Origin of the sequence: Oscillatoria sp. FACHB-1407 (assembly GCF_014697545.1) — a bacterium.
Classification (GTDB): Bacteria; Cyanobacteriota; Cyanobacteriia; order Elainellales; family Elainellaceae; genus FACHB-1407.
In genome coordinates, this window is the sequence record NZ_JACJSA010000006.1 from 98,050 (window position 1) to 117,558 (window position 19,509).

Consider the following 19,509-nt stretch of genomic DNA (forward strand, 5'->3'; position numbering starts at 1 on the left):
GGTTAGGATTGCAGGATTTGGTAGAGATAGTAAGTCGCCATTGGAATAACCGTTGCTGCTACCAATAACCCAATCACCCAAACCGTTGCATTACTCTGCTTTGTTTCCTCAGGAGTCGCAAAAGTTCCTTCGGTTTGAACATTTGCCACGATTACTGGAGGACCGGGGTCAGGCTGACCGGATAAAACTGCAACGAGGCGATCGCCTGCATCTGAAAACGCTTGATTGTACTTGTTGCCTTTCCGTAAAGGGGCTAACAACGTCTCCTGAGCAATGCTTTCAGCGATGTCATCGGGCAAGCTCTCTTTCACCGCCGCTCCCGTTTGAATGGCACTGGTGTTCGTCACGTTGTCTAGAACCATCAGGACTTGGTTAGCCTGTTCTTCGGGAGTGGGAAACCACTTTTCAAACAGTTGGTTTGTGAAACTCTCAATCGTCTCACCGTAATCTAACCGATGAATCGTGACAAACCTGACCTCATTCCCCGTCTGTTTCGCTACATCTCCCAAACTTCCACTGACGTTCCCTTCAGTGAGGCGACTCAAAATGTCTGCCTCATCAATCACCCAATCTCCCGTGGCAGGTTTGATGGGGAAGTCGTATACACCTGTCGCGTTGGCAGGAGCTACCCAGAGATAAAAAGGCAACAACAGCCCGACCAAAAGTGCCAGTGCAACCTGGAGCTTCGCTTTTAATTGAGATGGAGAGATGTGAAAAGAGGTCATGCTGTGTCTTTCAGTACTTTTTCCTCAAAATACAATAAATCTATACACAAATAAATAGCTCAAGCCGAATATGGGGTGTTGCTGACGATCACGACAGCTATGCAGGGATGTTCATTAGCCATACCCCTCTCATGTCTCATCTACGCCTTATCCAACCCCATTGCCCTCTTTACCGTAGGCTTGCCACGCTAGATCAACTAATCCATTCATGATCGCAGACGCCACAACAGAACTGCCTTTGCGTCCTTCGATACGAATGTGGGGAATGAGGGAATCTTTCAACCGTTGCACTGCCGCGTCAACCCCAACAAACCCAGCGGGGGTACCCACGACCAAAGCTGGACGAATCTCCTCTGCTTCAATCAGATCCACGATCGCCGTCAGAGCAGTCTGTGCTTCCCCCACTACAAAAATTCCTTCCGGATAGCGTTTTGCCAGCGTTTCAATGCCCCACGCCGCCTTTGTTTTTTCTCGTTGAGGACGGGTCAGCGCATCCATACTACAGTAGACCGGATTAGAGAATGTGCTCTGGATGTTAGGGGTAATGCCAACCTGCACCATGGGCACATCAACCACAATTGTGCTGCGGGCAGCCAAAGCGGCGGCTCCAGCCTGCAAAGCTTGGTCAGAAAATCGGATTAAGGACTTGTACTCAAAGTCGGCTGTTGCGTAAATAACTCGTCGTACAATCTCGTACTCGGAGGGGGAAAACGTATGTTCACCAATTTCCCGATCGATAATCCTTAAGCTTTGAGCATCAGTGACGTGCCACTCCATGAACTCCCCTGAAAAATTTGGTCATCCCATTCTATAGCAACCGTCAAGTTGATTGGAGCAGGGAGGCGTGGGGCGATATCTCTAGTCAGAGGTTCCACCTCTGCACCCTGGCTTAACCAACCCTCTAAGGGTGCTACAAACCTTCATTAGACCTTAAATAGCGATCGATTCCAAGCAAAATATATAGTTTTGGTCAGAAAGCTTAGGGCAAAGGGGACGGCTCAAATCCTGATTTTTGGGGAGCTTCTTATCTCGCCTCCGCCCCATCGAACCTGGCGACGGCTAGATAACAGCCCTCAACCCGTTGTGATCGGAAATCTAAGTGAACGTCAATCCGGGTTAAACACCGGGTGAATCAATTCGCGGCTATGGGAGCGAAGTCTGCCTGCGCGGACTACAGGAAACCAAGGGTTGCCAAACCGACGCAGGTCGGTTTTTCGCACTCACCCTGTAAGGAGTAAACATTCAACTTGACTGGATCTGATCCAGGACTGCTCAGGTTTCAGAAGCCGAAGCGTTGAACATAGGCGAGAGATAGGCAACCAAAGCACCCAGCACAAACCCAGCAACGTTACGAAGCAGAGGTAGCCAATCAGCAGTGCGGGTCACGACAGGACCAATGCCAAAGGCGATGAACAAAATCCCCCAAAGCGGTGAAAAAATAAGTGCCCACTGCCATGAAAAGGCTTGTCCAGGCTGACGGGGGTGAGCCGCAAAACCGAAGATCACTCCACCTAGTACAGAAGTAATCAGGGTCAAGATCCATTGCTCTTTTGGCAGGCCTGGAACAACGTTGCATCCGCCCTGACGCAGGCACGCTTCAACTGACTCCAGCGCACCTAAAATCGAGCCATCCTCGCCGTTTTCACGTACGAAGAACTGATTGCCATAACGGGTTTGCAATTCAATCCAAAAGGTGCGGGGCAGGAACTCATAAAAGGCATCGCCCACACTAAAGTTGAGCAAGTTGCCACCACGGGGATCAGCAACTAGCAAAACGCTTTTTTCATCGAGATTCCAAAACTCTTTGACGGCACGACCGGGAGTACGGTCAAACTGAGTCAACACGCGCAGTTTCCAGCCCGTCTCCTCCTCAAAGTCCTTGAGATGCCTATCTAGATCGGCTTGTTGAACGGTGGTGAGAGAGTCAGCCAGATCAATGATGTTGGTCGGGGCATTGGGTAACAAATCAGGGTTGTCGTAGGCATAAGCCGCAGGGGCGATCGCCCAACTCATGACCGACAACATAGCAACGGCAAGGTAAATGAAAATTTTATTGAGAGAGGATTTTAACATCGGCGGATTTGCGGCGACTCTAGTGCGGATCAGACATAACCAGGATCGAAGTAGTGAGAGCGAGAAATTATGTGGACTGAGTCTCTAATTTAGAGATTGCATCCCTGAACCCTATCTCAACCCGTCGATCGACTGCTGTGTAACGGCTATCTAACAAATGTAAAGGTTAGCTGAGAAATACTTTACACTTGTTTACTTTAATCTAATACTAATCATACTAAGGATGCAAAGCGAGGCAGTCAATCCTTATCGCCATCCCTTCAATTAATTTTTATAGGTCAAATTTTCATGCCTCTGTCTCTTCAACCCGGTGCTGATGGGTTGCAGGGTTGTTAGGGTCACCAGTCTGCTCAAGGGGATAGTATTCATCCTCATCGGTTAAGCCAGACGAGTGATAGTCCGGTGAGGCGTAATCAGGTAAGTCGTAATCAGACGAGTCGTAGTCGGGCGAGTCGTAATCGAGCGAGTCGTAATCCGGTGAAGCCTCTGTCAGGTCTACAAAAGACTCCTCAGCATAAAACTCGCGTGCGGTTGAAGCATTGTAAAGCGGGTAGGAAGCATCGTTAAGGGGCGATCGCTCCGACTGAGGCAGACGCTCTGGAGGGCGGCGACTGTTGGGGCGTTTGAACGCTCTCCAAGCGGCTTTAAATCCAACCACTAAACTGCGAGTTGTGAGTTGCGCTTTCTTGGCTTGCTTTTTTACTCCCCTCAGACTGTCATCAAATTGTTTAACAACTCGTCCTGCACTCTGAACCCCCTCGCTGACATCATCCGTTAGGTCGCTGATCTCCATACCTGTCAAGCGGATGGCTTCCAAAGTGGGAGGTAGCTCCCGACTTAACGTATCAAATAATTTTTCAGCACTGCGGGCGGCTCGTGCTAACTCACGCAACGCGGGTAGAGCCGCCACTAGAACTGCCGTTAAGCTGACAGCGACAAATAGGATAGACAGTCCTAACCAAAACAGGGGATCAACCACAATCGTTTGCTTGTATCAAGCTGAAACCACAGAAATCGATAATAGACAATGATTTTGAATGTGGCATCTCTAACGTCACATTCAACCCCATTACCCAATTCAGCATCGCTCCATTAAGAACCACGAACCGTGGGGCGAGATTCGGGAGTGGGTTTTGGCTCACTCGAAATCGTCTGTTGGCGATCGCGTTGACTGGCTTCTAACCCGGCGGCAATCGCTTCTCGTAATCGACCCAGTGTGCCATCCCAATTGCGAACCGCTGATTCTGAAAGGCGATCTGCCTGCAACTGCACACTGCTCGATAAATCTTCTGCTAACTCTGGTAAGGCATCAGCTGATTTTCTTAAAAACTGGCGGGTTTCTCGACCAGAGCGAGGGGCTAACAGCAATCCCGCAACCGCACCCGCTGCGGCACCAATTAACATTCCCCCGACAAACCAGCCTGCGCCACTATTGCCATTCTCTGCCATGTTTTTAGCCCTACCTTGACTGATATTCCATGCGCTCGCAATACTGCCCATGATAAAAGTTCATGGCGGAAATAGAAATCAATTTTTTGAGATTATAGCTAGCCGTTGTAGAGACAGATCCCGGTGTAAGGAGCTAGTCATCGAGGGTTTCGTCTGTGGTTGAGGTTGGGCTTCTGTCGTCTTGAGGGAGTGCGCTGTTGCCAGAGTGAGCGACCCAGACCTACCAGTGCCATAATTTGTTGCACCTTCTGGAGTTGCTGCGTTTGTTGACGCAACTGGTACACTCCCAACTGACCTTTAACAATGGCATCTGGAGCACCGTGCAACACCTGATGCGTATTGCGCTCAGCGATGATCAAAACATCTGCGATCGCCGCTAAAGTCCGTTTCAACCGCCACACTCGCCAGGCGGCATAAAGGCACGCCAGACCAATCAGGCTATTGAGAATAACAACGACAGTCACCATAAAGACGAGGACAGGAGCAGCAGCGGATTGAACCTGCAAAAGCAGGATCACCTATTTGAATCATACTGACACATTACAAAGCTAGAAGGACGAAGAGTAGCAGAGTAAAACTAGAGCTACAGTCAACGGCGTCTGCTAATTTGTGTCTGCCAATTTGTGTCTGCCAATTGCCTCTGTAATGCCTCTGTAAAAAGATGAGAGTCATTAAATTTATGCGTATGAATGAAGGGGGGGTGTCAAAGGGTGTGCGATTATGCAAAAGGCAAAAAGCAGAATGTTGTGTTTGTAGAGAGGGATCGATGACGCAATCGCCAACGCCACCAGTCTTTTATGTCAATCCTGTTCGCGGCAACGACAATGCAACGGGGAGTCAGGGAAGCCCCTATCGCACCATCACACGCGCCCTGCGACAGGCAACATCGGGCAGTGTCATTCGATTAGCGACGGGCAACTACACGGCAATGAATGGTGAGGTGTTTCCGATTGTGATTCCGACGGGGGTGTCGATCATCGGGGATGAAACCCAAAAGGGGAATGGCACTGTTATTGAGGGAGGGGGTGAATATGTCAGCCCCACCTTTAACCGACAAAATGTTGCCATTCGCCCCGAAAATAATGCTCAACTGCGGGGGGTCATGGTGGTGAACCGAGCCGCTCGCGGGACAGGAGTGTGGATCGAGTCTACTAATCCGGTGATTGCTAATAATATCTTTGTCACCTGTGGACGGGAGGGAGTATTTATCACTGGGAATGCCACACCTGAAATATCTGATAATATCTTTCAGCGCAATGCAGCCAGCGGCATTTCTATCGTTCGCAATGCTAAGGGCGACATTCGTCGAAACTTGTGCCAAAACACGGGTTTTGGCATCGCCATCAGTGATAACGCCGCTCCCCTGCTGCTGGGTAACCAAGTTGTCGAAAACCGTTCCGGTGTCGTGATTTCGGATGCTGCCCGACCCGTTTTACGTAGCAATCGCATTGAGCGTAACGCTAGTGATGGCTTGGTGGTGCTTAATTCTGCAATACCTGATTTAGGGCGAACTCAAGACCCAGGCAATAATTCGTTTCAAGGCAACGCAGCGGCTGACCTGCGAAATGATACCCCTGCGGCTCTCGTATCCGTGGGGAATCAAGTCAATCCAGCGCGTGTCACGGGCAACATTAATTTTGTCACGGCTGAAGTGCCGCCCGCAGGCATTACCCCGACTCCTGCTCCTGCCCCGCCACCCCGACCGACCCCACAACCTGGACCCAGTCCCCAACCTATCCCGGCTCCTTTACCCAGAACGGTGCTGACTGACATTACTGGGCACTGGGCTGAGGCGTTCATTCAGGCGTTGGTTGTGCGGGAGGTGGTTGGTGGATTTCCAGACAACACTTTTAAACCAGAAGCAAACTTGACGCGGGTGCAGTATGCAGCGGCGATCGCCAAAGCGTTTAATCTGCCTGCAAAACGGCAAAGCAGTCGGTTTGTCGATGTACCTGACAACTTTTGGGGAGCCGCCGCGATCGCCAGAGCAGAAGAGATGGGCTTCATCGCAGGATTCCCCGATGGCACCTTTCGCCCCAACCAAAACCTGACCCGGGTGCAAACGATCGTTTCATTGGTGAGCGGATTGGGCTTGACCGGAGGTAACCCTAACTCCCTCGATGCTTATAGCGATCGCGCCCAAGTTCCTAGTTATGCCATTAATGCGGTGGCAACAGCAACCCAGCGTCGTATGGTCGTCAACCATCCTCGTATTGACCAACTGGAGCCGATGGTGGACATAACACGGGCAGAGGTGGTTGCCATGATCTATCAGGCATTGGTAGCCGTGGGTCAGGTACGAGCCATTCCTTCTCCTTATATTGTGCAACCGGATGTCTCGGCACCTTCCTTTGCTGACCTGGAGGGCTATTGGGCGGCTGACTTCATTCGTGGTTTAGCCAGTCAGGGTTTCATCAGTGGCTTTGCCGATGGCACCTTTAGACCCGATGCCGAGATGACTCGCGCTCAGTATGCCGTTTTGATGGTCAATACCTTTAACCCGACTCCCAAACGTCCGGCGGTTGCCTTCGTAGATGTGCCGGAGAATTTTTGGGCGGCCGCTGCGATTCGTCGTGCCTATCAAGGGGGGCTGATGTCGGGAGCCGCTGATGGTACATTCCAGCCGAACCAAAACGTATCGCGCATTCAAGTGCTTCTGTCGTTAGCCAATGGCTTGCAGTTGCCTGCTGGCGATCAGACGTTGCTGCGGTTGTATGAAGACGAAGCAGCCATTCCCACCGTAGCGCGAGGGGCAGTTGCTAGTGCAACCGCCAACCGGATTGTGGTCAATTTTCCTCGAATTCCTCAGCTAAACCCCAATCGGGCAGCAACACGGGGAGAGGTTGCCTCAATGGTTTATCAGGCGGTGGTGTATCTGGGGCGATCGCCTGCGATCAATTCGCCCTACATTGTCAATCCCGTTCAACCGGGTGGTTCAGCGGCTCGTTCACCGTCTCCTTCCCCCTCCCCCCCTCCTCCCGCGCCCTCCCCTACTCCGTCTCCCTTGCCGCGATCGGTCGCTCCGTCTCCTGCGCCTTCACCGACTCCGACCCCTACCCCTCGGGCAGTCGCCCCCACTCCGACTCCAACCCCAATTCCTGCTCCGTTGCCGCGATCGGTTGCGCCCACTCCCTCCCCCACGCCACCTCCGTTGCCGCGATCGGTGAATCAGTTGGTCATGATTGACCCAGGGCATGGCGGCAGCGATCCCGGTGCGATCGGTATTGAGGGATTGCGTGAAAAAGATGTTGTTCTGGCGATCGCCCGACAGGTCGCGACTGTACTGACGCAAAACGGCTTGCGAACTGCCATGACTCGGAGCGGCGATGAGGATTTAGAGCTTAATCCCAGAGTCCGGATTGCGGAACAAGCGAGAGCCAATTTGTTTGTCAGCATTCACGCCAATGCCATCAGCCTCGATCGCCCCGAAGTCAATGGGCTGGAAACCTATCACTATCCCGGTTCAAGCCGCAGCGCAACCCTGGCTCAAGCCATCCAAACCAGCATCCTCAATACGATTCAGATTCGCGATCGCGGCGTTCGGCAAGCCAACTTTTATGTCCTCAAAAACACCTCTATGCCCGCTGTTTTAGTGGAAGTGGGGTTTGTCACGGGACAAGAAGATGCCGTCAACCTGGCTCGATCCGATTATCAAAGCCGCATGGCAGAAGCGATCGCCAGAGGTATCTTGCTCTATGTCAGTGCAAATGGTGGGAATATAAATTAAGGTCACAATAAGTGTTTGACAAGGAAATATTATGGCTGAAATTCAATTTTCGCGGGGTGTAACAGAGGAAGTTATTCCAGATGTACGCCTGCGACGCTCAAAAGATGGCACCAATGGCACGGCTGTCTTTTACTTTCAAAACCCAAAGGCACTGAGTAATGACAGTACTCAAGAAATTACAGGGATGTATCTGGTTGACGAAGAAGGGGAGCTAGTGACCAGGGAGGTCAAAGCCAAATTCATCAACGGTCAACCGGAAGCACTGGAAGCGGTGTATGTCATGAAAAGCGTCGCCGATTGGGATCGCTTCATCCGATTTATGGATCGATATGCCGAACAGCACGATCTCGGATTTAACAAAAGCTAGGATCTGAACAACGCTGAACCATGGCTCATCGTCCTCATCCCGATGCCCACCCTACTGTTGTTCGTTGTGCTGTGATCACCGTCAGCGATACACGCACAACCGAAACCGATCGCAGTGGTCAACTGCTCCAACAGTTGCTTCGGGATGCTGGACACTCTATCGTGACCTATGACATCGTGCCTGATGAGCCAGGGCAAATCGTGACGCTCCTGCTAACCCTATGTGACAGGGCAGATGTAGAGGCGATTGTGTTGAATGGAGGAACGGGGATCGCTCCTCGTGATACAACCTATGATGCGATCGCACGATTACTCGAAAAGGTCTTACCTGGCTTTGGCGAGTTGTTTCGGTGGTTGAGCTATCAAGAGATTGGTTCACGGGCAATGGCATCTAGAGCGATCGCCGGGGTTTGTCGCGCTAAATTGATCTTCTCGTTGCCGGGGTCAACTAATGCAGTGCGGCTTGCCACCGAAAAGCTGATTCTTCCAGAATTAGTGCATCTAACGCAACAACTCAAAAGCACTTCTCTTTAAAACGAAGAAGTCGGAGCTTCCGAAAAAACTCCGACTTCTTAATAGATAAAACTAGATAACGTCAATTCGGTTTAAGACTCTGACGAATGAATTTGCGGCTATTTGAGCCAGGTCTGCTAGGTGCGGTTCCAACCGCCAAAATCCTGATTCCGAATTCACGTTAGATAGAAGCCGCAACTTTTAGCGGAGACTTTGCTGAGTCTCGTTTTGCTGAGCTTCTAAGTTGGGACGTCGGCTAGCTTGAGGATTCGCTCGATTTGCGATAATGTCCTCCCGCAAGGCTGAAACCGCTGCTGAATACTGGGGATCGGAGTTCGTTCCAATCAAGGTTGGGGTGGCAGACAGTTGTTCTCGCTGAGCCTCGGTCAACTCAATTGGGACGTCGGGTGCAATACCACGATGGCTGATATCTGTGCCATCCGGGGTGTAGTAATGGGCGATGGTCACCGCTAGACCAGAACCATCTGACAGCGAGTGAACCGACTGCACCAGGGCTTTACCAAAGGTTTGAGTCCCAACAATCGTTGCCCGTTCGTTGTCCATTAATGCTCCGGTCAAGATTTCGCTGGAGCTTGCCGAGCTACCATCGACCAACACAGCCAAAGGTAAGTCTGTAATTGCAGTATGGTTTGCAGTGATTTCCTCGCTGGCTCCTACGCGATCGACCGTACGAACAATCGAGCCACTCCCTAACCACATCCGGGCAATGTCGATACTGGCTTGCAATAATCCACCCGGATTGCCCCGCAGGTCAAGCACAAAAGCTTCTGCACCTTGCTCGGTCAGGTCAGAGATGGCACGACGCATTTGGCTTGCCGCGTGGGCACTGAACTCGTTGAGCCGGATGTAACCGATCCGGGTATTGCCATCTTGCTGAAGGCTGTAACGGACAGTGGGTAGCTCAATTCGTGCCCGCACTAATGGCAAATCAAAAGCATCCTCACCTTCTCGTAGAATTCGCAGAGTGATCCGTGTACCAACCTCACCTCGAATCAGGCTAGAGGCATCCTCAACGCTCATGCCCTCGGTGGATTTGCCATCAATTGCCAAAATGCGATCGCCCGCCCGAATGCCTGCCGATGAAGCGGGTGAGTTAGGAATCGGCTCAACAACCGCGAGTGCCCCTGACTCTTCAAGTGCCTGAAGGCGAATGCCCACCCCCGACAACTCACCGGATGTCTGACTGGTCAGTTGTTCATATTGCCTGGGATCCATGAAGCGAGTGTAGGGATCATTCAGTCGCTCTAACGCCTCTCGTAAAGCGGTATAAGCCTCTTCTTGAGAGGTGTAGTTACGGCTCAACAACTCCTGGCGCACCGTGTGCCAATCGACGTTGTTAAAGCTGGTGTCTACATACTCTCGGTTGACAATCTGCCATGCCTCATCCAGGATTGCCTTTGGGCTATCACTAAGCGAAGCTTGAACCGATGGACTAAGAGCAGGACTGAGGAGAGAGAGAGTAGTGGTAGCGGCGATCGCCCCACCAAACAGGGTTGCATGGAGCAGGCGAGGGAATCTGAAAGGGTGCTTCATCGATGTGACCGGGTTTGGCTAACGAGATTAAAGATTTTTGAGTAGGCAGATGGCACAGTCAAAGGAAACGTTTGAGTTCAAGCAGAAGTGGGTAGGGGAACCTGAGAGGAACTGAGCAAGCCACTACCTCAAATCATTCCGCTTTATCTTCTTAGATCCCGGATATGCTTAGCTGGAACATTGGCTACAAGATACTCAAGTAGCAAGATGAAATTCAGCTAATTATGTGCCAGTTTCCTAGACTGTCCTCATCCGAAAGATAGACTTCGAGTAAGCCGCAACAGTCTTTGGACAGAAATCAAAAAACTTTCTAGATAATCTAACCTTTATGGATTCGTAGATCCCAGGAGTTATTACGAAAATTTACGAAGTTTTTAAATAGCTATAGTAAAAAATTAGCATACGGCTCACACCGTAGAGGTTACCTCCTGACGAATAGAATGAAAGCGTTACAAAATGATGTTCATCGGAAGTAATGCCCATGCCCAATAAGGCTCGTCAGATCGTTAGAACACTGCAATTTAGCCTGGGGATCGTCAGTGTGATCGGGATTAGTTGGTTACTGACCCTCACTATTGCATTGCGATCGGCGGCAGCGGCTCCAGTAGATGCTTTGTTTGTGTTAGGCGGCAGTATAAAGCGAGAGATTTATGTTGCTGATTTGGCGAAACAATACCCTGATATTCCTGTTTTGATCTCCACAGGCTCACAAGACCCCTGTATTCGCCTCATCTTTGAGCGGGCGGAGACTCCGCTGGAGCAGGTATGGCTAGAGAAGTGTGCTGACTCAACCTTTGATAATTTTTTCTACAGCACACCGATTTTGGAGCGATGGGACACTCACAAGGTCAAATTGATTACTTCTGAAACCCATTTACCCAGAGCGGTGTGGTTAGCGCAGATTTTGCTTGGTGCTCATGGAATCTGGGTTGAGCCAGATATTGTGCTTGAGGAGGGGGTTCCGGGCAATCGAGAATCGTGGCTCAAAACGGCAGTTGATGTAGGTCGTAGCTTGGTTTGGGCAGTTGTAAGCCAGTTTTACTCTCCCCAATGCGATCGCCTCACCGAGTTAACAACGGTTGATCTTGAGGAATGGCAACAACGGGGGTTTGATTGTGAGCGTCAGGGCAACCTAGGAGTGTGAAATCTTCCTTAAAAAGAGGAAAATTAATAGAGTGAGTGTTGTTTTGGCAACAAACCAAATTTGTACTTCTGTCAAGACTAGACCTTAGGGATGGGGAAAAAAGAGTTTTATTTAAGCTTTACTAAGTCGTATTCGCTCCTGCCTTTAGGTGTCTTCTATGGCACCCATAGAGGAGGGAGTGGAACTATCTCTACATTTTTCCTCATCAAGTTTTAAGACGCTCCTAGAGCAAGTCTGTGTCACAATGAAAGCGGTTTTGCCAATTCGATTAAGAAGATTGAAGTGGGCGTGAGTCATGGAAGCAGTTTATGAATATGCCTGGCTAATTCCAGTATTGCCTCTGATTGGGGCAATGTTAGTCGGCATCGGGTTAGTGTCCTATAGCAAGTCAGTCAACCGTCTTCGCAAGCCGAGCGCAATTTTTATTGTCTCGCTACTAGGGGCGGCGATGGTTCTTTCTTTTGCAATCTTATGGAGTCAAATTCAAGGGCATGAACCCTACAGCCGCATTATCGATTGGGCGGCAGCAGGAGACTTTCACCTGACGATGGGCTACACCATCGACCATCTAACCGCTCTGATGCTGGTCGTTGTTACCACAGTGGCGTTTCTGGTGATGGTTTACACCGATGGCTACATGGCTCACGACCCAGGCTATGTTCGGTTTTATGCCTACCTCAGCTTGTTTAGCTCCTCCATGTTGGGCTTGGTGATTAGCCCCAACTTGGTGCAGGTTTACATTTTCTGGGAATTGGTCGGCATGTGTTCCTATTTGCTGATTGGTTTCTGGTACGACCGCAAGGCAGCGGCTGAGGCGTGTCAAAAAGCTTTTGTTACCAACCGGGTGGGTGACTTTGGTCTGCTGTTGGGGATGCTGGGTCTATTTTGGGCAACCGGCAGTTTCGAATTTGAGGTGATTGGCGATCGCCTCCAGGAGTTAGTGCAGTCGGGTGCTCTCAGCACTGGGGTCGCATCTCTGCTCGCGATCCTGGTATTTTTGGGCCCAGTGGCTAAGTCAGCCCAGTTCCCTCTACATGTATGGTTGCCTGATGCCATGGAGGGTCCTACCCCGATTTCAGCCCTAATTCACGCAGCAACGATGGTTGCGGCGGGCGTGTTCTTGATTGCCCGCATGTTCTCGGTGTTTGAGGGCTTGCCTGGAGCGATGGATGTCATTGCCTATACCGGAGCGTTCACCGCCTTCCTGGGGGCGACGATCGCGATCACACAGAACGATATTAAGAAAGGTTTGGCTTACTCCACCATGTCGCAGTTGGGCTACATGGTGATGGGGATGGGCGTTGGTGCTTACGGAGCAGGCTTGTTTCACCTGATGACTCACGCCTATTTCAAGGCGATGCTGTTTCTGGGTTCCGGTTCCGTTATTCATGGGATGGAAGCGGTTGTCGGACATGACCCCGTTCTGGCGCAAGATATGCGTCTGATGGGGGGTCTACGAAAGTATATGCCGATTACCGCGATCACTTTTCTGATTGGCACGCTAGCCATTTCTGGAATTCCTCCTTTCGCTGGATTCTGGTCTAAAGATGAGATTTTGGGAGCGACCTACGAGGCGAATCCGCTGTTGTGGGGTGTGGGCTGGTTAACTGCCGGAATCACCGCCTTCTATATGTTCCGGATGTATTTCACCACTTTCGAGGGTGCCTTCCGGGGTAAGGACGAATCTATCAAGACACAACTCAAGAACGAGCAACTTCAACGCATGGGGTTGGCGTTTGGTCCCGGGGCGATGAATCCCAAGGAATTAACCGAGCGTCCAGAAGAAATCCATCAAGAGACGCATGATCATGAGGCGCATGAAGGACACCATAGCGATACACCCCATGAATCACCCTTCTCAATGGCGTTTCCGCTGGTGGCGTTAGCAATTCCTTCCTTGCTAATTGGTCTAGTTGGTACGCCGTTTGCTAACTACTTTGAGGCATTCATTCACCCTGCTGGCGAAGAAGTGCATGGCTTCCCACAACTAGAGATTCCGGCTGACTTTGAATGGACGGAGTTTCTGGTCATGGGTGGTAGTTCTGTGGGTATTGCACTCATTGGCATTACCCTGGCATCTTTCATGTACCTGTACGGCAAGATCAATCCTGGGGCGATCGCCAAGCAAATTCAGCCACTCTACAAGCTCTCGCTCAACAAGTGGTACTTCGACGAAATTTACGATGCTGTGTTTGTGCAAGGTAGCCGCCGTTTAGCCAGACAGGTGTTAGAAGTCGATGTTCGCATTGTGGATGGAGTGGTCAACCTGGCAGGCTTCATCACTCTGGTCACGGGCGAAGGACTAAAATATCTTGAAAATGGAAGGGTTCAATTCTACGCTCTGATAGTATTTGGAGCAGTTCTGGGTTTAGTTCTCGTCTCTGGCATTACTTGAGTGTGATCGCATGAGCCACTACAAGTTCAACTGGTTTTGAGAAAGTTGATGTTTTTGGTGGGCGGCGGGCGCAGCCTGTCGCCCATTACAACATTCAGTCGATGCAACCAACCAAATTCAAACTGCTCATAAAAAGCTGACTAATGGATATTGCTAATTTTCCTTGGTTAACAACCGCCATCTTATTTCCAATCGCAGCGTCGCTGTTGATTCCTGTTCTGCCTGATAAAGACGGCAAGACAATCCGTTGGTATGCACTGGCTGTAGGTCTAATTGATTTTGCAGTTCTGGTCTATGCCTTTTACAGTCAATATGATTTGTCAAATCCTGAACTGCAACTGGTTGAGAGTTATTCCTGGGTTTCAGCATTGGATCTGAGATGGTCAGTTGGGGCAGATGGGTTATCTATGCCACTGATTCTGCTGACAGGATTCATTACGACACTGGCAATTTTGGCATCGTGGCCTGTCACCCTCAAACCTCGCCTGTTCTATTTCTTGATGCTGGCAATGTACGGCGGTCAAATCGCAGTGTTTGCCGTTCAAGACATGCTTCTCTTCTTCCTCGTGTGGGAGTTGGAACTGATCCCGGTCTATCTACTGCTGGCAATTTGGGGCGGGAAAAAACGCCTCTATGCTGCTACAAAGTTTATTCTGTATACAGCAGGTGGCTCCCTTTTCATTCTGGTGGCTGCGTTGGCGATGGCGTTTTATGGCGATACGGTCACGTTTGATATGCGATCGCTCATGGCAAAAGACTTCCCCATCAACTTCCAGTTGTTGGTGTATGGGGGTTTTCTAATCGCCTATGCGGTTAAACTGCCAATCTTTCCACTTCATACGTGGCTCCCAGATGCTCACGGTGAAGCCACTGCACCCGTGCATATGTTGCTGGCGGGTATTCTACTCAAGATGGGTGGATACGCGCTGATCCGCATGAATGTGGAGATGTTGCCTGATGCTCACGCCTACTTCGCCCCAATTCTGGTAATTTTGGGAGTTGTCAACATTATCTACGCCGCGTTGACCTCCTTCGCCCAGCGCAATTTGAAGCGCAAAATCGCCTATTCCTCCATCTCTCACATGGGGTTTGTGTTAATCGGGATGGCCTCCTTTACTGATCTGGGTTTGAGTGGTGCCATGCTACAAATGGTCTCTCACGGTCTGATCGGTGCCAGTCTGTTCTTTCTGGTGGGCGCAACCTACGATCGCACCCATACGCTGATCCTGGACGAGATGGGCGGAGTTGGTAAGAAGATGCCTAAGATCTTCGCGATGTTCACCGCCTGTTCCCTTGCCTCGCTGGCGTTGCCGGGAATGAGTGGATTTATTGCCGAGATCATGGTGTTTGTTGGTTTTGCGACTAGCGATGCCTACACGCTCACGTTTAAGGTGCTGATTGTGATTTTGGCGGCGGTTGGTGTGATCCTCACGCCGATCTACCTGCTCTCGATGTTGCGGGAGATTTTCTACGGTCCTGAAAACAAAGAGTTGGTGGAACATGAGGTACTGGTGGATGCAGAACCTCGCGAGGTGTTTATCATCGCTTGCCTGCTGATCCCCATTATTGGCATCGGCTTCTATCCGAAGTTGATGACTCAGGTCTACGATGCTAAAACATCTCAGTTGACGGCTCGGATGCAAGAGTCAGTGATTACGTTGGAAGAACGGAAATCAGCTGAGACTGTAGAGGCTATGGTAGAACCGTTGCAGGCACCTGCCCTCACCAACGCCGTCTAAACCGCTCAAACTCTGCTACCCGTGCTTGCCACTGGTGCCATTGGTGTACGAGGTCTTCTGGTTCAAACCAGAAGACCTCTGCTTTTTGATCAGGGATGGCTACTACTAACAACGCATGACGTAGATGTACTCCATGCTCTACATAGGAGTGGTTGACTGCACCGCAATAGGCGGCTAGTTGTAACGGTCCATCATGAAGCCGTTCGATTGACCCTTTTGGTGCGTCTGCTGTCTTCCAATCACAAATGCAGGGAATTCCTTGATAACTTGCCACGCAATCGACCTTTCCGGCGTAGCCCAGATCATAGTGAAAGACAGCATTCTCGACCAATCTCACCTCCTGAATCTCAGCCAAAACAGGCTCTATACTCTCCCAGTAAGGTTTGACCGTGTCCGGGCAAGACATTTCTTCTCCTAGTAAGTAATGCCTGATGTATTTGTGGGTTTGGGTGCCGCGTCTGCTAGCACGACTGGTGACTTGCCCTGCCACTTCTGCCCCCAGGCGATCGCGCCATCGTGCTAATGCCTCTCGCGCCTCTTGGGGTTTGGTGGCATTCAAAATCGTCGAAACACTGGGTAGTCGCACCCCACGCGCATCGACAAAATAGCTCCGTCCGCCTTCTCGTACCGATTTGGCAGAATAGCTGGGTAAGAGCTGAGGCTTCGGCAACATGGAGAGAAAAAAGAAGAAGGAAAAGAGAAGAGAGAAGAGGGAAGCGAGAAGAAGGAATAAGGAGTAGATGGGGAAATGGTTAGGGGTTAGTGGTCAATAGTTAATGGTCAATAGTTAATGGTCAATAGTGAATGGTCAATAGTGAATGGTCAATGGTCAATCGTCAATGGTTAGTGGTTATTCTGCTTGCCACACCTGTTCCCCTAATCCCTACTCCTCCACTCTCCTACTCCCTTAATTTCTGCTGCCGCTAAAGACCTTCATTGCTGGTCCCGTCATGTAGAGGTGTTGATCTACGGCTGACCACTCGATATGAAGGCACCCACCGGGAAGTTCAACGGTTGCAGCACGATCGCACTTATCGTTTAACACGCCTGCCACGAGAGAGGCACAGGCTCCCGTTCCACAGGCGAGGGTGATCCCCGCACCCCGTTCCCACACGCGCATTTTCAGGTAGTCGCGGCTCACAATCTGAATGAACTCAGTATTAGTGCGCTTGGGAAATACGGAATGGTGCTCAAACTTTGGGCCAATGCTCTCTAAAGCGATCGCCTCCACATCTTCGACAAAGGTGATGCAATGGGGATTGCCCATGCTGACACAAGTTACCTGCCAGGAGTGCCCTGCCACTTCTAAAGGTTGGTCAACCACTTGCTGATCGGGGGCAGTGAGCGTTGTGGGAATTTCTGCCGCCAGTAAGCGGGGTAACCCCATATCTACAGTGATTTGTCCATCGCTTTCCAACTTGGGAATCATCAATCCTGCCAGGGTATGAATGCGGTATGCAGGACGGGCTGATCCAGTCTCGGTTCGTTCCAAATCGGCAATAAATTGCGCCAGACAGCGAATCCCATTGCCACACATCTCCGGTTCAGAGCCATCGGAGTTAAAGATCCGCATGGTGTAGTCCGTGTCATCCTGACCTGGCAGCGCAAAAATGACCCCATCTGCTCCAATGCCAAAGTGGCGATCGCACCACTCCACTGCTTGCTCTGGTGTAATGAGAGGGTCAACCTGGTGGCGATTATCCACCAAAATGAAGTCATTGCCTAAGCCGTGATACTTGGTAAAGTCAATTGCCATTGAGTTCGTTGAATTGAGATGTGTTGAATAGAATTAGCTTACAAATAGAAGGTCAATTGCAGAAATCATTAAGGACTTTATCTAAAATCGTAAATTCAAAATCGATTTAGCTCTCGTTCTCTGTTTTTTCCTGAAACCCACGCACAATTCTCGACAATTCGCTCTTCTCATCCACTGCAATGCGACTGGGTGAACCCGTAATTACCCGCTCAAAGTTGCGGAAGGAATCCCGAATTTCCGGTCCGTTCTCACTGATGATGTATTCGCGAATGCCCTTGTCATGCCAGGAACCGCGCATCTTGAAGACGTTAAGGGCACGAGACATCTCTCCGCGAATCTCAACGTATTGCAACATCAAGATCGTGTCAGTGATGGTGGAAATATGAGAGTCCGTAATGGAGTGTGACCCCATAAACTGATCGGTGGTATTGGTAAAGAAGCCCGTAATCTCCTCCTGTTTAGCGTAGCCCGTCACCCCAATAACGAACTGCCGGAAAGCGTTGTTGCTGACTCCTCGTGCCAGGGCTGAAAGGGAGTCGATCGCAATTCGAGAGGGCTTAAACTCAGCAATCTCAGATTTAATGATTTGCAAGTGATCCTCTAAGCCTGCCGATTCAGGGTAAGCGCAGATGATTTTCAGCAATCCTTTCTGCTCTAAATCTTCAAAGTCAATCCCCCAGGAGTAAGCGTTTCGAGACAACTGTGCTCGCGACTCCTCATAAGCAAACAGGATGGCGCGTTCACCCACTTTGCAGGCATCTTGCAGAAACATACTGACTAACAGTGTTTTGCCTGTACCCGTTGCTCCCGTTGCCAAAATAATCGAATCTTTGAAAAAGCCACCTCCGCACATCTCGTCCAGGGTCTTGACGCCAGAAGATACCCGCGCATTGGACGATCGCTGAGTCAGACGCATGGCTCCAAGTGGGAAGATGTTAATGCCTTGATTTGTAATCGTAAAGGGATACTCCCCTTTCATATGGGTCGTACCCCGCAATTTGAGGATCTCAATCGTGCGTCGTCGCCGTTCCCCTTCTAGAACATTTCGTACGATCACCACGTTGTCTGAGACAAATTCTTCAACTCCAAAACGAGCAACGGGGCCATATTCCTCCACGCGCTCTGTAGTCATAATTGTTGTCGCCCCAACCTGTTTTAACCGTGCCACTAGGCGAAAAATCTCGCGTCGGACGACGGACGCTGCATCATATTGCTGAAATACGGCGGTAACAGAATCAATCGAGACTCGTCGAGCTTTGTATTTACGAATGGCGTATTGAATTCGTTCAATCAAAGCAGACAAATCAAAATTTCCAACGACTTCTTGTCCTTCGGGGTCGGGGGAAGCATCCAGAATGAATAATTTTCCTTCCTCGATTAATTTTTGTAAATCCCATCCAAAGCTATGGGAATTTTTGATGATGTCAGCAGGGGATTCCTCAAAGGTGACAAACACTCCTGGCTCATCGAATTGAAGGATGCCATTGTAGAGAAATTGCACAGCAAAGAGGGTTTTGCCTGTGCCGGAGGTGCCGCTTACTAAAGTTGTTCTACCGACGGGTAAACCGCCATTACTAATATCATCAAACCCTTCAATCATCGTACGGATCTTTTGAACCCCTGCCATCGATGATTCGTTCTTTTGCCCAATCGGGTTGGTCTGCGTCATAAACTTGCTGTAGCTCTATTAATAAGGAGAAATATCTTTATACCAATAGCCAATGATCCGTGAAGCAATTATTGAATCTCTGGCTCATCCTCCCGCAATTCATCATACAAAAGGTCTAAACCAATCAGGACTTTTTCTCGATCGGAGAGATCTCCAATGATTTTGCGTACAGGGGGAGGCAATATTTTAGCCAAGGTTGGGGTCGCTAAAATCTTATCTTCTTCAGCCAGTTGTGGATTTTTTAAGACATCGATCACTTTCAAGGCGTACACCCCTTGAAATTCTTTTTCAAGAATGTTGTTAAGCGTTTTTAGAGCACGCACAGAATTTGGCGTATTTCCTGCAACGTAAAGCTTAAGGATGTAGGTCTTTTTTAGAGAACTCATGAGTAATGTTGGT

At 50.1% G+C, this 19,509-nt stretch carries 19 protein-coding genes; 8 read left to right on the top strand and 11 right to left on the bottom strand.

Translation table 11 applies throughout. The annotated features are described in order from the left end of the window. Positions 1-2: 2 nt before the first annotated feature. Together psb32 and H6G89_RS11880 are read right to left on the bottom strand one after the other, a co-directional pair. Positions 3-725 (bottom strand): photosystem II repair protein Psb32, encoded by a 723-nt coding sequence (gene psb32, locus H6G89_RS11875; RefSeq protein ID WP_190506344.1) that lies wholly within the window; start codon positions 723-725, stop codon positions 3-5. Positions 726-872: 147 nt separating this feature from the next. Beyond that, the gene (locus H6G89_RS11880; RefSeq protein WP_190506346.1) at positions 873-1,502 is read right to left on the bottom strand and encodes a precorrin-8X methylmutase; all 630 of its coding nucleotides are present in this window, start codon (positions 1,500-1,502) and stop codon (positions 873-875) included. Positions 1,503-1,691: 189 nt separating this feature from the next. Here H6G89_RS11880 and H6G89_RS11885 point away from each other — a divergent pair, with 189 nt between their 5' ends. After that, positions 1,692-1,856 (top strand): hypothetical protein, encoded by a 165-nt coding sequence (locus H6G89_RS11885; protein ID WP_190506348.1) that lies wholly within the window; start codon positions 1,692-1,694, stop codon positions 1,854-1,856. Positions 1,857-1,997: 141 nt separating this feature from the next. On the opposite strand, the gene H6G89_RS11890 is transcribed toward H6G89_RS11885, so the two are convergent. From H6G89_RS11890 to H6G89_RS11905, 4 genes are all read right to left on the bottom strand, one after another. Further along, a complete protein-coding gene (locus tag H6G89_RS11890; RefSeq protein ID WP_190506355.1) occupies positions 1,998-2,798 on the bottom strand; it encodes a TPM domain-containing protein in 801 nt (266 codons plus the stop codon). Between the two features lie 286 nt (positions 2,799-3,084). Then, a complete protein-coding gene (locus H6G89_RS36380) occupies positions 3,085-3,777 on the bottom strand; it encodes a hypothetical protein (protein WP_375539689.1) in 693 nt (230 codons plus the stop codon). Positions 3,778-3,890: 113 nt separating this feature from the next. After that, positions 3,891-4,247, bottom strand: a complete 357-nt coding sequence (locus H6G89_RS11900) for a YtxH domain-containing protein (protein WP_190506784.1) — start codon at positions 4,245-4,247, stop codon at positions 3,891-3,893. A 137-nt stretch (positions 4,248-4,384) separates the two neighbouring features. Further along, positions 4,385-4,753, bottom strand: coding sequence for a hypothetical protein (locus H6G89_RS11905; RefSeq protein WP_199336678.1), 369 nt, complete (start codon positions 4,751-4,753; stop codon positions 4,385-4,387). 260 nt (positions 4,754-5,013) lie between these two features. Between H6G89_RS11905 and H6G89_RS11910 the strand changes: the two genes are divergently transcribed. Genes H6G89_RS11910 through H6G89_RS11920 form a run of 3 tightly spaced genes read left to right on the top strand, consistent with a single transcriptional unit; the run spans position 5,014 to position 8,874 of the window. Then, the gene (locus H6G89_RS11910; protein ID WP_190506357.1) at positions 5,014-7,974 is read left to right on the top strand and encodes an N-acetylmuramoyl-L-alanine amidase; all 2,961 of its coding nucleotides are present in this window, start codon (positions 5,014-5,016) and stop codon (positions 7,972-7,974) included. A gap of 31 nt (positions 7,975-8,005) precedes the next feature. After that, a complete protein-coding gene (gene psb28, locus H6G89_RS11915; protein ID WP_190506359.1) occupies positions 8,006-8,341 on the top strand; it encodes a photosystem II reaction center protein Psb28 in 336 nt (111 codons plus the stop codon). A gap of 20 nt (positions 8,342-8,361) precedes the next feature. Next, positions 8,362-8,874 (top strand): MogA/MoaB family molybdenum cofactor biosynthesis protein, encoded by a 513-nt coding sequence (locus tag H6G89_RS11920; RefSeq protein WP_190506361.1) that lies wholly within the window; start codon positions 8,362-8,364, stop codon positions 8,872-8,874. A gap of 180 nt (positions 8,875-9,054) precedes the next feature. Here the strand turns inward: H6G89_RS11920 and ctpB are convergent, their stop codons facing one another. After that, entirely contained in the window at positions 9,055-10,407 is a 1,353-nt protein-coding gene (ctpB, locus tag H6G89_RS11925; protein ID WP_190506364.1) for a carboxyl-terminal processing protease CtpB, read from the bottom strand. 481 nt (positions 10,408-10,888) lie between these two features. On the opposite strand from ctpB, the gene H6G89_RS11930 reads away from it, so the two are divergent. The 3 genes from H6G89_RS11930 to ndhD1 all read left to right on the top strand — a co-directional run bounded on the left by H6G89_RS11930 (position 10,889) and on the right by ndhD1 (position 15,685). Next, positions 10,889-11,551 carry a YdcF family protein gene (locus H6G89_RS11930; RefSeq protein ID WP_199336679.1) on the top strand — a complete coding sequence of 221 codons (663 nt, stop codon included), beginning with the start codon at positions 10,889-10,891 and terminating at the stop codon, positions 11,549-11,551. Between the two features lie 295 nt (positions 11,552-11,846). Further along, positions 11,847-13,946, top strand: coding sequence for an NAD(P)H-quinone oxidoreductase subunit 5 (locus tag H6G89_RS11935; RefSeq protein WP_190506368.1), 2,100 nt, complete (start codon positions 11,847-11,849; stop codon positions 13,944-13,946). Between the two features lie 149 nt (positions 13,947-14,095). Further along, positions 14,096-15,685, top strand: a complete 1,590-nt coding sequence (ndhD1, locus tag H6G89_RS11940) for a photosynthetic/respiratory NAD(P)H-quinone oxidoreductase subunit D1 (protein ID WP_190506794.1) — start codon at positions 14,096-14,098, stop codon at positions 15,683-15,685. Here the strand turns inward: ndhD1 and H6G89_RS11945 are convergent. Further along, complete coding sequence (locus tag H6G89_RS11945) at positions 15,669-16,358, bottom strand: PD-(D/E)XK nuclease family protein (protein WP_190506370.1); 690 nt, start codon at positions 16,356-16,358, stop codon at positions 15,669-15,671. The genes ndhD1 and H6G89_RS11945 overlap by 17 nt on opposite strands. A 131-nt stretch (positions 16,359-16,489) precedes the next feature. On the opposite strand from H6G89_RS11945, the gene H6G89_RS35680 reads away from it, so the two are divergent. Next, positions 16,490-16,612, top strand: coding sequence for a hypothetical protein (locus H6G89_RS35680; protein WP_255519402.1), 123 nt, complete (start codon positions 16,490-16,492; stop codon positions 16,610-16,612). On the opposite strand, the gene dapF is transcribed toward H6G89_RS35680, so the two are convergent. From dapF to kaiB, 3 genes are all read right to left on the bottom strand, one after another. After that, positions 16,593-17,441 (bottom strand): diaminopimelate epimerase, encoded by an 849-nt coding sequence (gene dapF / locus H6G89_RS11950; RefSeq protein WP_190506372.1) that lies wholly within the window; start codon positions 17,439-17,441, stop codon positions 16,593-16,595. The two genes, H6G89_RS35680 and dapF, sit on opposite strands and share 20 nt — an antisense overlap. A gap of 106 nt (positions 17,442-17,547) precedes the next feature. Continuing rightward, complete coding sequence (gene kaiC / locus H6G89_RS11955) at positions 17,548-19,110, bottom strand: circadian clock protein KaiC (RefSeq protein WP_190506374.1); 1,563 nt, start codon at positions 19,108-19,110, stop codon at positions 17,548-17,550. Between the two features lie 68 nt (positions 19,111-19,178). Further along, positions 19,179-19,496 carry a circadian clock protein KaiB gene (gene kaiB, locus H6G89_RS11960; protein ID WP_190506376.1) on the bottom strand — a complete coding sequence of 106 codons (318 nt, stop codon included), beginning with the start codon at positions 19,494-19,496 and terminating at the stop codon, positions 19,179-19,181. Between the last annotated feature and the right edge of the window lie 13 nt (positions 19,497-19,509).